At 41.4% G+C, this 12,018-nt stretch carries 13 protein-coding genes; all 13 read left to right on the forward strand.

The window, feature by feature from the left end; all coding sequences use genetic code 11:
- Positions 1 to 97 precede the first annotated feature (97 nt).
- The 13 genes from KYH19_RS05470 to KYH19_RS05530 all read left to right on the forward strand — a co-directional run bounded on the left by KYH19_RS05470 (position 98) and on the right by KYH19_RS05530 (position 11,784).
- Complete coding sequence (locus KYH19_RS05470) at positions 98 to 730, forward strand: hydrolase (RefSeq protein WP_255562561.1); 633 nt, start codon at positions 98 to 100, stop codon at positions 728 to 730.
- Between the two features lie 17 nt (positions 731 to 747).
- Positions 748 to 2,127 carry an alginate export family protein gene (locus KYH19_RS05475; RefSeq protein WP_219077885.1) on the forward strand — a complete coding sequence of 460 codons (1,380 nt, stop codon included), beginning with the start codon at positions 748 to 750 and terminating at the stop codon, positions 2,125 to 2,127.
- Positions 2,128 to 2,138: 11 nt separating this feature from the next.
- The gene (locus KYH19_RS05480; RefSeq protein ID WP_219077886.1) at positions 2,139 to 2,450 is read left to right on the forward strand and encodes a hypothetical protein; all 312 of its coding nucleotides are present in this window, start codon (positions 2,139 to 2,141) and stop codon (positions 2,448 to 2,450) included.
- Positions 2,451 to 2,468: 18 nt separating this feature from the next.
- Positions 2,469 to 4,361, forward strand: a complete 1,893-nt coding sequence (locus KYH19_RS05485; RefSeq protein WP_219077887.1) for an amidohydrolase — start codon at positions 2,469 to 2,471, stop codon at positions 4,359 to 4,361.
- Between the two features lie 3 nt (positions 4,362 to 4,364).
- Entirely contained in the window at positions 4,365 to 4,799 is a 435-nt protein-coding gene (locus KYH19_RS05490; RefSeq protein ID WP_219077888.1) for a DoxX family protein, read from the forward strand.
- Between the two features lie 22 nt (positions 4,800 to 4,821).
- Entirely contained in the window at positions 4,822 to 5,295 is a 474-nt protein-coding gene (locus KYH19_RS05495; protein ID WP_219077889.1) for a Dps family protein, read from the forward strand.
- Positions 5,296 to 5,306: 11 nt separating this feature from the next.
- Positions 5,307 to 5,996, forward strand: coding sequence for a YoaK family protein (locus KYH19_RS05500; protein ID WP_219077890.1), 690 nt, complete (start codon positions 5,307 to 5,309; stop codon positions 5,994 to 5,996).
- Positions 5,997 to 6,064: 68 nt separating this feature from the next.
- Positions 6,065 to 8,305 carry a histidine kinase dimerization/phosphoacceptor domain -containing protein gene (locus KYH19_RS05505; protein WP_219077891.1) on the forward strand — a complete coding sequence of 747 codons (2,241 nt, stop codon included), beginning with the start codon at positions 6,065 to 6,067 and terminating at the stop codon, positions 8,303 to 8,305.
- Positions 8,306 to 8,310: 5 nt separating this feature from the next.
- Entirely contained in the window at positions 8,311 to 9,246 is a 936-nt protein-coding gene (locus KYH19_RS05510) for a ring-cleaving dioxygenase (RefSeq protein WP_219077892.1), read from the forward strand.
- 5 nt (positions 9,247 to 9,251) lie between these two features.
- Complete coding sequence (locus tag KYH19_RS05515) at positions 9,252 to 9,557, forward strand: GNAT family N-acetyltransferase (protein ID WP_219077893.1); 306 nt, start codon at positions 9,252 to 9,254, stop codon at positions 9,555 to 9,557.
- Complete coding sequence (locus tag KYH19_RS05520) at positions 9,544 to 10,176, forward strand: alpha/beta hydrolase (RefSeq protein ID WP_219077894.1); 633 nt, start codon at positions 9,544 to 9,546, stop codon at positions 10,174 to 10,176. Before KYH19_RS05515 ends, KYH19_RS05520 begins: the two co-directional genes overlap by 14 nt.
- A gap of 8 nt (positions 10,177 to 10,184) precedes the next feature.
- Positions 10,185 to 10,811, forward strand: coding sequence for a TMEM175 family protein (locus tag KYH19_RS05525; RefSeq protein WP_219077895.1), 627 nt, complete (start codon positions 10,185 to 10,187; stop codon positions 10,809 to 10,811).
- Positions 10,812 to 10,836: 25 nt separating this feature from the next.
- Entirely contained in the window at positions 10,837 to 11,784 is a 948-nt protein-coding gene (locus KYH19_RS05530) for a D-2-hydroxyacid dehydrogenase family protein (protein WP_219077896.1), read from the forward strand.
- Positions 11,785 to 12,018 lie beyond the last annotated feature (234 nt).

Genomic DNA, 12,018 nt, shown 5'->3' on the forward strand with positions numbered 1-12,018 from the left:
TGTAATTATTTTTGTTTGACGTAAGTTACTGATAGTTAGTTATTTGTTTGATGGTATGTTTCTTGGAACATGGTGTGGAAACAAAAAATATTTAATTATGAAACCATCACCAGACTTATTATCTCCGGAAAACCATGCTTTAGTATTAATCGATTTTGAAGGACAAATGGCTTTTGCAACCAAAAGTATCTCCATTACTGAACTTCGTACCAATGTGGCCATCATCTGTGGCGCATCCAAAATCTTTAACGTGCCTACCATTGTAACTACAGTTGCAGAAGAATCGTTTTCTGGTCCTGTTTTTCCCGAAGTTGAAGAATTTTATCCTCAGGCTACTTCAAATTATATTGATAGAACTTCAATGAATACCTGGGAAGATGAACCTGCTTACCAAGCAATTACAGCAACAGGAAAAAAGAAAATTGTTTTAGCCGGCCTATGGACTGGCGTATGTATTGTTGGTCCGGCTTTATCAGCCTTGTCAGAAGGTTTTGATGTTTTCGTTATCACAGATGCATGCGGTGATGTAAGCGCTGAGGCGCATGAACGTGCTGTTCAACGAATGGTGCATGCAGGTGTAAAACCGGTAACTTCTGTACAGTATCTTCTCGAATTGCAAAGAGACTGGGCCAGAACAGAAACTTATGAGCCTGTAACCACCTTAATGAAAAAGTACGGTGCAGGTTATGGTATCGGCATTCAGTATGCACACAAAATGATAAAGCACTAATTGTCATTTAACACAAAATGAGCATAAATTATCCCCGTTTGGCAATTGTCTTGACTTTTTGTATCTGCTTTTTCATAGCGGGTGCATACGGGCAGGGTATTAAGCTTATGCGCTACGATGAGGATTATAGTAGCCTGAAAGATTCGGACAGGAACCTCTACAATACATTAAAGTTCCTGCCACTTTCGGTAAATAAAAAAGTTTACTTCAGTTTTGGTGGCGAGATTAGAGAAGAATTTGCTGGTAAAATCAATGAAGATTGGATCAAAGATCAAGGTTTTAATCATTCTTTTTTACAACGCTATGTGCTTTATGCCGATTTAAATATTGGAGAAAAACTAAGGCTTTTTGCTCAGTTAAACAGTGCCCTGGAAAATGGCAGTAAGTATGGTCCAGCTCCGGTTGATGAAGACCGGCTTGCAGTTCAGAATCTTTTCGCGGAATACAGGATACTTAAAGACTCCGTAAATAAATTAGCTGTTCGTGTCGGTAGACAGGAAATTAATTACGGCTCGGGTAGGTTAATTTCAGTGCGGGAAGGCACCACAGTGCGACAATACTTTACAGGAGCCAAGCTGATGTATGCCTCCCCGCGATTTTCGCTTGATGCGTTTGTTTTAGAAGCTGATGAAGTTAATTTTGGGGTATTTGACAATCGTCCAAGCCATCAGGCCAATCTTTGGGGCGCTTACTCCAATCTCATTATCAGGAAAGGCGGCAACTTCGATTTCTATTATTTAGGTATCAGGCGCGATAACGCTGAATTTGAGGAAGGCATAGCAAAAGAAGTACGGCATACGCTGGCTACCCGGTATTGGAAAAGTGGCGGAGGGTTTATCTACAATCTGGAAGCTGCCTACCAGTTTGGGGAATTTGGAAGTGGTAATATCGACGCCTGGACAATGGCTTTTGAACTTGGTTACACTTTCGAAAAAACCAGGTTTAAGCCATCAATCAACCTTCGGAATGATTATATCTCTGGAGACCAGAAAGCTGGCGATGGGAAATTACAAACTTTTAATCCACTGTATCCGAAAGGCGGGTATTTTGGCTTTAACCCACTCATCGGGCCATCAAATTTAATTGATCTGCATCCCTATTTAACATTAAGCTTAACCGATAATTTAAGCGTTCAGGCAGATGTTGTTTTCAACTGGAGGTATTCCACCAGCGACGGCATCTATCGGCCGAGCGGAAATTTTAACACTGCAGGCTCCCTTTCCAGTCACCGGTTTATCGGTACCACTTACCTGCTCAGTGCAGATTATAGATTCAATAACAACCTTTCAATTAGTTGCGGAGGGCAATATTTCAAGGTCGGTGATTTTATAAAAGATATCGTACCACTCTGGGACAATTCAAAGTTTTTTAATGCTCAGGTATCATACAAATTTTAAACAATAAGAAAATGAAAAATAACTTCACTAAACAATCAAGGGCTGTTATCCGAAACTTCAGGCTGGCTATCATGATCTTTTCTGTATTGGTTACAGGGACTGCATTTGCACAAAGCACCACCGAGATAGGAACGGCCAAAGTTTGGGGTAAGGTAGATGGAATTGCCATCGAAGGTGTAGTTCATGACCCATCGGCGCAGGTAAGTGATTTGCAGATTGCCTGCGTTTTTGAATATACTGAAGGCGATAGTTTTACAACTGCCGGAGCGGGTATTCAGGAAGCAATTGCTGCCATTAAAATTAAAACCTCAAACCGTTTTTAACTCCTAAAAATACATATCATGGATGCAGATATTATATTATTCAATGGCAAGGTGCATACCATTGCCAAACATAAACAAGAAATAACGGCCCTCGCTATTAAAGATGGGAAATTTATTGCCGTTGGCGGTGATAGCGATATCATGAATTTTTCAGGTTCTTCCACAAGATTGATTGATCTTGGCAAAAAAAGGGTGGTTCCGGGCATTAACGATTCGCACATTCACTTAATCCGTGGTGGATTGAATTTCAATCTGGAATTGCGATGGGATGGCGTTCCATCACTGGCCGATGCCTTGCGGATGCTTAAAGAACAGGTGGATATTACGCCGTCGCCACAATGGGTGCGTGTAGTTGGCGGCTGGTCGGAATTTCAGTTTGCCGAAAGGAGAATGCCAACGCTGGAAGAAATAAATGCTATTGCGCCCGAAACGCCTGTGTTTATTCTACATCTATATGATCGTGCTTTTATGAACCGTGCCGCGCTTAAGGCCGTTGGTTATACAAAAGATACGCCTGCGCCTCCAGGTGGAGAAATCCAGAGAGATGCGAATGGAGAACCTACCGGATTGATTATCGCGAGCCCGAATGCCATGATTTTATATTCCACTCTGGCAAAAGGACCAAAACTCTCTTACGAACATCAGGTAAATTCTACCCGTCATTTTATGACCGAACTGAACCGTTTCGGCATTACCAGTGTGATTGATGCCGGGGGAGGTTTTCAAAATTTTCCCGACGATTATAAAGTCGTAAATGAACTGAACGAACAAAAGCAACTTACCGTTCGTATTGCCTATAATTTGTTTACCCAAAGGCCAAAACAGGAATTTGAAGACTTTGACAACTGGACCAACACCGTAAAACTTTACCAGGGAGATGACATGTACCGCCACAACGGGGCAGGTGAGATGCTGGTTTTTTCGGCAGCAGATTTTGAAGATTTTCTTCAGCCAAGGCCAGATCTTCCGGATAATATGGAGCCGGAATTGGAACGTGTAGTACGTCTGCTAGTTGAGAAAAGATGGCCTTTCAGACTTCATGCCACATATAATGAAAGTATCAGCCGCTTTTTAAATGTATTTGAAAAGGTTAATAAAGATATTCCTTTTGCTGGCCTGCCCTGGATATTCGACCATGCCGAAACCATTGATGAGCGCAACATAGAACGTGTAAAAGCTTTAGGGGGTGGTATCGCGATTCAGAGTAGGATGGCCTATCAGGGCGAATATTTTACCGAACGTTACGGTACAAAAGCAGCGCTACAAACCCCACCGGTAAAAAAGATGCTCGAAATGGAAGTTCCTGTAGGCGGCGGTTCTGATGCAACACGGGTAAGCAGTTACAATCCATGGGTTTCAATGTTCTGGTTAACGGCTGGCAAAACGGTGGGTGGCTTGAAAATCTACAATGAAGATACTATTTTAACTCGTGAAACTGCTTTAGAGCTGTACACCAGGGGCAGTGCCTGGTTTTCTAACGAGCAGCAAAAGAAAGGCGATATACAAGCGGGCATGCTTGCCGATTTAGCGGTATTAAATCAAGATTACTTCGAGGTTGGCGATGAGCAGATTAAAAGTATCGAATCTGATTTAACCATTGTTGACGGCAAAATTGTGTATGCCAAAGGCGATTTTTCTTCTTTTTCGCCACCAAAAATTCCGATTCTGCCAGACTGGTCGCCAACTAAAAACTATAACGGATATTATTCATCAGCAACGCATCAGGGTAATCAACAAGGAAAATCGAAAGGTGCAAAGGGCGCAGATTCAGTTTTAGCGATGGTACACTCCTGCGTAGGCAGCTGTAATGTTCACAACCACAATCACGATGCGGTAAGGACCAGTAACCTCCCTGTAAACAATTACACTGCATTTTGGGGCGCATTGGGCTGCTCGTGTTTTGCTTTTTAAATTATGGAAGATATCATCAAATACCTGTTGTATTCTGATTTGGGTTCAGGCATTAACAATTGGGCTGTACTCATTTTCAGGGTATTGCTTATGCTCGAACTCTTCAGGGTGCATGGAATGAAAAAGTTCCGTGTTCAAAATGGAGAAAAAGAGCATGTACCCAATCCTTTGGGTTTACCGGATAAGTTGAACGGTTTAGTAGCTACGTTTTCTGATACCGTTGTGCCATTTCTGGTTGCCATCGGTTTCGGTACCAGGCTTTTCCTTTTGCCATCTATAGGAGTAACGGCCATCGGCTACTTTGTAGTGCACAGAAAAGATTCGATAGAGGTGCGGGATGTACCTTACATGTACACATTAGCCATGCTTTTTTTGTGGTTAACCGGACCCGGCACAATTTCAATAGATCATTATTTATTCAATACATTTTTTAACTAAAATAAACATCAAATCACAAATTATGGAAGCTAAAATTGGAATCAGCGCAGAAAACCTTGCTGAGGTTGCACATTCATTAAGTAAAATTCTGGCAGATGAATATGTTTTATACACCAAAACCCGCAAAGCACATTGGAATGTTGAAGGACCAGACTTTTACAACAAACACAAATTTTTCGAAGCGCAATACACGCAGTTAGAAGATATCGTGGATGAAGTTGCAGAACGTATCCGTAAACTCGGTCATTATGCACCCGCGTCGCTTAAACAGTTTCTGGAATTGACACATCTGACAGAAGACGACCGCGGTAAAAATGATGCACCAACCTACATCAAAATGTTATTGGCAGATCACGAAAGCATCCTGATCCATTTAAGAGAAAACATTGATAATTACGCAGGTGCGCTTAAAGATGCCGGAACAAGCGATTACATTACAGGTTTAATGGAAACACACGAAACCATGGCCTGGATGTTAAGGGCACACCTATCCTAATCATAAACACAATGGAAGAAAAACAGAGCAATATCTGGTTTGTAACCCTCATATTAACCGTTATAGCCGGTTATTGTGATACAATAACTTTTGTTGCTGCCGACAAAATTTTCTCTGCACACGTTACGGGAAACTTTATTGTATTCGCTTATCAAATAATTAAAGGATCTGATGGCGATGCATGGATCAAGCTGCTGACTTTTCCAATATTCATGCTTTCTGTTATGGCCGGAGGCTGGATATCGGCGAGATTTTCGAACAGGCATTTTTTGCTTTTATGCGAGGGAGTTATTCTTTTGATTGGCAGTGTATTAGCCTATTCATTAGGTTGTATCGATAATGGTGAAGTTACCTGGCCCATGTACCTGGTTACCATGATCGTGGTTTTTGCCATGGGGCTGCAAAATGCCTTTGGAAAACTTTTTGCCAAAGAGACTTACGGACCTACCACCATGATGACGGGTAATGTTACTCAGTTCGCACTCGATATCAGGTCTTTTTGTAACTCGGGTTTCAAAAATGCCGATTTCCGCGCTGGAGTAAATAAAGGTTTAATCACTTTGGGTGGCTTTTTAATCGGCTGTATACTTGGTGCCTGGATCGGACAGCTTTTTGGCTTGGTGGGTATCCTGCTGCCCGGTGTTACCATGTTAATCTGCTATTATGGTACAAAGCCGGATAAAAATGATGCTACACTTTAAACATGCCAATCAAAAATAACATAACTCATTTTTGTAAGCTGAACTTTCGGTTCTTGTTCATTATTTTCATGCTAATCAGTCCTGTCCTTGCAAAAGGGCAGGGCATTAGGACGAAAGAGGAAGTAGAAGCTGCTGAAATTAAACTCCGCAGGCTTGGCCAAACCGAAAGTAAAGTCGATTTATGGATCGATTTGGGCACCTATTACCTCAATTTACCAGGCGAATTAAAAGCCGACCTTGCCAGGGCGATGCAACTCCGCGAACAGGCTTTTGCATTAGCCAGCAAGATCGAATATCCCAAAGGAATTGCCGGGAGTATGGTACTTAAAGGCAATATCATTCGCGAATCGGGAGATAAGGTTTTAGGAACAAAAATTTTTGAACAGGCAATTGCTTACGCTTCAAAGTTTAACCTGAAAGAGCAATTGGCAGAAGCATATTCGGCCATGGGTAATCTTTTCGGCAATGAAGGAGCAGAGCTCGACAAGAAAATTGCATATAACGAGAAATCCCTGGTCTTATACCGTCAGGTTGGAAATAAACTAGAAGAAGCCAATTCGCTCAAAAATCTTGGCGATTATTACAACATCAAAGGGCAGCCAGCCTATGCCATAAAACTAATGGATACTTCACTTGCCGTTTACAGGTCTGTTGGTTTTAAAGAACTGCAAGGGGTTTACAATAATATGTGTATCACCAATATAAGTCTCGGTAATTTTTCGGAAGCCTTAAAGTACGGATTATTGGCCGAGAAAACTGCTGATCAACTGGCCGATACAAGTTTGCAAAGAAGTTCTATAAACAACCATTTGGGTTTAACTTATTATTACCTGCGGAACGACCAGAAAGCGTTGGATTATTGGTTAAGGGCAAAAAACATCGCTGAGCGTTACAAAGACGCGGGTTATATGCAGACCATTATTGCCAATGTAGCCACCATTTATGTTCGCATGAAAAGGTTTGAAGAGGGGATAGCTGAGTTGAAAGAACTGATTAAAAAATATCCGCCAACTGATACCCAGATGAAATTACGCATTCCATACATTTTATTTAACACTTACTATGATATTCAGCAATATGGAAAGGCCGAGCCTTATTTCAAAACTTTAATCAAATTCCACCATGATTTGCCAAAAGATGATCCGAATCAAATCTATCTATACCGGAGTATCATCAGGAAACTGATTCACGAGAAACAGTTTGTAGCTGCCGATGGCTATTTAAAAGAACATGAAAAACAAAGTTTGCAGCAGAAAAACTTATTGGCCCTTTCGCAGTTGCACCGGCTTTGGTTTGATGTGGATTCGGCACTGAATAAGCCCTGGTCGGCAGTGGCGCACTATAAAACCTATAAAAGATTAACTGATTCTATCTGGAACAACGACAAGAACAAACAGATCTCGGGTCTGGAAATCGAATTTCAGACCGAAAAAAAAGATAAAGACATTGCATTGCTCAGCCAGAAAAACCAATTACAAAAAGTTACGATCGAAAATGAGGGCAGGTTGAGGTATATATTTATCGGAGGACTTTTTATCGCCCTTATGTTTGTGGGTTTGATTTATAACCGTTATCGAATAAAAAGACGCAGCAATCTTGTTTTAGAGCAAAAGCAGAACGAAATCAATGCGCAGAACGAACTGCTCAGGAAAATACTCAACGAGAAAGAATGGCTTTTGCGCGAAATCCATCACCGGGTTAAAAACAATCTCCAGATTGTTATCAGCCTGCTTAATACCCAATCGGCTTACCTGGATAATGAAGATGCTTTAGTGGCCATCAGAAATAGCCAGAACCGCATGCATGCCATGTCGCTCATCCATCAGAAACTTTACCAATCTGATAATTTGGCGGAAATTGACATGAAATGGTACATCAAAGAACTGGTCGATTACATGATCGAATGTTTTGATACCGATAAGAAAATCCAGTTCATCCTGGAAACAGAGGCGATTAAACTGGATGTTGCACAGGCTGTTCCCCTTGGCTTGATCCTGAACGAGGCCATTAGTAATGTGATTAAATATGCTTTTCCAGTTGATGAAAAAGGTAAGGTCCATATTTCCTTCCTGGTTATCGAAGACGAGATCTGCGAACTTAAAGTTGCAGATACCGGGATTGGTTTGCCGGAAGGCTTTGTTCCTGAAAATACAGAATCACTCGGAATGAGCCTGATGACCGGCCTCACTGAACAGCTAAACGGCGAGATAAAAATGTGGAATGATAATGGTCTCGTGCTCGATGTCATCTTTAAACGTCACAACGAATTAATTACAGAAAACTCAGAATTATTAATAAATAAAAATTAAACGATATGAATAACAACATTTTAGGTTTGCATCACATTACGGCGATAGCCGGCAGTGCACAGCAAAATTTCGATTTTTATACCAAAACACTAGGCTTAAGGTTGGTGAAAAAGACGGTTAATTTTGATGACCCGGGTACTTACCACCTTTATTATGGCGATGAAACCGGATCGGCGGGAACGATCCTAACCTTTTTTCCATGGGATGGAATTGGACAGGGAACTGAAGGGGTGGGTATGGCAACAGAAATTGGCTACTCAGTACCTGCGGGAAGTCATCAATTCTGGTTAGAAAGATTTGGGGCGGCAAACGTTAAAACAAAAGAAATTACGGAGCGTTTCGGCGAGCAGGTGCTGGCTTTTAAAGATCCGGATGGTTTATCACTAAGTTTGATAGTACCTAAAACAGCAGATATAAGGACGCCCTGGGAAACTGCTGAGGTTAAAAAAGATACCGCGACTAAAGGTTTTCACAGTACCACTTTAACTTTGCAAAGTATCGATGAAACGGCAAAAATACTCACCGATTTGTTTGGCTACCGTTTATTGGCTCAGGAAGAAAACCGATATCGCTTTATTACCGATACCGTAGCAAATGCGGCCATTGTTGATCTGTTGGAAGTGCCAGCTGGACACAGGGGAAGAAATGCTGCCGGTACAAACCATCATGTTGCGTTCCGTGTTAAAAATGAGGATATTCAAATGGAATTAAGGGAGCAGATTCTGAGTAAAAATTTACAGATTACCCCAAAAATTGACCGGGATTATTTTTATTCCTTATATTTTCGTGAACCAGGAGGCGTGCTTTTCGAAATTGCGACCGAAAACCCTGGTTTTACTGTTGATGAGCCTTTAAATGAATTGGGTACACATTTAATGTTGCCGGGCCAACACGAACATTTACGCGGTGATTTAGAAAAAGTACTTCCAAAACTAACTTAGAAAATATGGCACAAGTAAAATTAAACATTCAGGAGGGCGAACCAAGTTCGTTCGATATTTATGATGAAGACGGAAAAGCTGGCGAAATGATTTTCGACATCAAGGATAACGATTTAACCGTTTACCACACCGAAGTAGACACGGCAAAAGAAGGAAAAGGTTATGCGAAAATGTTGCTTGATGCGATGGTTGCCTATGTTCGCGACAACAAATTGATGGTCATCCCGATGTGCCCATACGTGCACATCCAGTTTAAGCGGCACGAAGATTTATACCGGGATATCTGGAACAAAGTAAATGAAGAAGAATAGCGAAATGAAAGAAATTATAAAAGCAGGAAAAAGCTTTGATCAAGCCGAAAAAGTGCTGATCATGATCCATGGTCGTGGCGGAACGGCGCAGGACATTTTATCAATGGCAGAATACCTTAACGTTTCAAATTTTGCATTGGTAGCCCCTCAAGCTGAAAAAAATACATGGTATCCACAGTCGTTTCTGGCTCCTCGGGCAGCCAATGAGCCTTCCTTATCGACTGCTTTAAATGCCATAAAAGAAACTGTGCTTGGTTTGGAAAAAGAAGGTTTTTCAAAAGAACAGATCTACTTTTTGGGTTTTTCGCAGGGTGCCTGCTTAACGCTCGATTATGTGGCTGGCAATGCAGCGCGTTATGGTGGCGTGGTGGCTTTTACCGGTGGCCTTATCGGCGAAAAGGTCGACCATCGCAATTATCATGGCGATTTTGACGGTACGCCGATATTTATTGGGAGCAGTGATCCCGATATGCATGTTCCCGTATCCAGGGTAAAGGAATCGACTGTTTTACTTGAAGAAATGGGCGCACAGGTTACTGAGATTATTTACGAAAATATGGGGCATACCATCAGCCAGGCAGAAATTACACAGGTGAATAAATTGATTTTTAAGGATTGAAAAGCATAATGGAAAAGGAAACGGGTAGAATTGAAGCTTTTAGTGATGGCGTTTTTGCAATTGCTGTTACGCTCCTGGTACTCGATCTTCACGTTCCCGAACTGGAGGATGGCAATACACCCGCATACTTATTTGAAGCACTAAAAATGCAGTGGCCGGGTTATATTGCCTTTATCATCTCATTTTTCAGTATTTTCATCATCTGGGTAAATCACCATAAAGTTTTTAAACAGATATACAAACGAAACACAGGGCTAATGTTTGCCAACGGGCTCATTTTATTCCTGGTTTCGCTTGTTTCTTTTCCCAGCGCTTTATTGGCCAGGTTTTTTTTAACAGATTCCAAGCAGCTTTCAGTGACCATTTACACCGGTTTATTTGTTTTAATTAACCTGGCTTTTAACCTGCTGTGGCAACAGGCTACCTCAGATAAAAAATTATTGCGCCCCGGAATCAGTGATGCCGCTGTCAAGCAACTCCGAAACAACTACCTTTATGGTTTTCCAACTTATTTAGCCGCTTTTATGGTGTCGTTCTATTATCCGGATTTAGCCTTAAGCATTTGTATTCTACTTTGGATATTCTGGGCAGCATCATCAAAGAAAATTGACTTTTCCGAAACGCCAGCTTTGTAATTAAAAGAATTTAAATTCATAAAACATGTCAAAATATAAAATTGCAATACTTGATGATTATCAGGATGTAGCGAAATCATTTGTTGATTGGACTGTACTTGCCGAATATGCCGATATTAAAGTATTTACCGATCATCTTCATGGAGCGGATGAAATTGTAGAACGTTTGAAACACTTTGAAATCATTTGCGTGATGCGCGAGCGTACTCCTTTAACGGCTGCTTTACTGATGCAACTGCCTGAGCTAAAACTGATCGTTTCTACAGGTGCCAGAAATCGGTCTATTGATGTTGCTGCTGCTGAAAAATTACAAATAGAAGTACACAATACCGGCTATTTAGGTCATGGCGCTTTAGAGCTTACCTGGGCTTTATTGATGGCCATAGCGAAACACATTCCGCAAGAAAATGCCAATCTGCGTGCTGGTGGTTGGCAGCATTTGGTGGGTAACGATTTAAAAGGGAAGACCTTGGGCATATTGGGACTTGGGAATTTGGGTGCGCAGGTTGCGGCAGTAGCAAAAGTTTTCGATATGGATGTCATTGCCTGGAGTGAAAACTTAACACCCGAAAAAGCGGTAGCTGGCGGCGCCAGATATGTAGACAAAAAAACTTTATTTCAGGAATCTGATTATTTAACGGTTCATATGGTGTTGAGCGATAGGAGTAAAGGTATTGTGGGTGCCGAAGACCTGGCACTAATGAAGCCAACCGCCTACCTGATCAATACCTCAAGGGGACCATTGGTTGATGAAAAAGCACTGATCAAAAGCCTGGAAGAAAATAAGATCGCCGGCGCGGCTTTAGATGTTTTTGATAAAGAGCCGCTTGATGATAATCACCCTTTTAGAAAGCTGAACAACGTATTGGCTACGCCACATATTGGCTACGTTACACAGGATACCTACAATCTTTTTTTTAACGATATTGTTAAGGCTTTAATGGACTGGCTGCCAAAACATCTAAAAAATTAATTTCCAGGAGGTTGTATCATAAATATAGATTTGTCATCCTGAGGAGTAATTATTTCATAGAATCAATATAAAAGACAGATTAGGCTGCGTGAGATCCTCATTCCCGACTCGATTGGGAACCACGGATTTCTCATGAAAACATTTGAAACAAGGGGAACTTATGAATAATCGTAATGCAAGCGCTTTAAGATTCCCGCATGCGCGGGAATGACGACCGTACTAATGGATTCTGTG

This window comes from Pedobacter sp. D749, assembly GCF_019317285.1.
Taxonomy (GTDB): domain Bacteria; phylum Bacteroidota; class Bacteroidia; order Sphingobacteriales; family Sphingobacteriaceae; genus Pedobacter.

Coding starts and splice junctions, on each gene's coding strand:
- KYH19_RS05470 (WP_255562561.1), top strand. CDS start 98: ATGAAACCATCACCAGACTTATTATCTCCGGAAAACCATGCTTTAGTA.
- KYH19_RS05475 (WP_219077885.1), top strand. CDS start 748: ATGAGCATAAATTATCCCCGTTTGGCAATTGTCTTGACTTTTTGTATC.
- KYH19_RS05480 (WP_219077886.1), top strand. CDS start 2,139: ATGAAAAATAACTTCACTAAACAATCAAGGGCTGTTATCCGAAACTTC.
- KYH19_RS05485 (WP_219077887.1), top strand. CDS start 2,469: ATGGATGCAGATATTATATTATTCAATGGCAAGGTGCATACCATTGCC.
- KYH19_RS05490 (WP_219077888.1), top strand. CDS start 4,365: ATGGAAGATATCATCAAATACCTGTTGTATTCTGATTTGGGTTCAGGC.
- KYH19_RS05495 (WP_219077889.1), top strand. CDS start 4,822: ATGGAAGCTAAAATTGGAATCAGCGCAGAAAACCTTGCTGAGGTTGCA.
- KYH19_RS05500 (WP_219077890.1), top strand. CDS start 5,307: ATGGAAGAAAAACAGAGCAATATCTGGTTTGTAACCCTCATATTAACC.
- KYH19_RS05505 (WP_219077891.1), top strand. CDS start 6,065: ATGCTAATCAGTCCTGTCCTTGCAAAAGGGCAGGGCATTAGGACGAAA.
- KYH19_RS05510 (WP_219077892.1), top strand. CDS start 8,311: ATGAATAACAACATTTTAGGTTTGCATCACATTACGGCGATAGCCGGC.
- KYH19_RS05515 (WP_219077893.1), top strand. CDS start 9,252: ATGGCACAAGTAAAATTAAACATTCAGGAGGGCGAACCAAGTTCGTTC.
- KYH19_RS05520 (WP_219077894.1), top strand. CDS start 9,544: ATGAAGAAGAATAGCGAAATGAAAGAAATTATAAAAGCAGGAAAAAGC.
- KYH19_RS05525 (WP_219077895.1), top strand. CDS start 10,185: ATGGAAAAGGAAACGGGTAGAATTGAAGCTTTTAGTGATGGCGTTTTT.
- KYH19_RS05530 (WP_219077896.1), top strand. CDS start 10,837: ATGTCAAAATATAAAATTGCAATACTTGATGATTATCAGGATGTAGCG.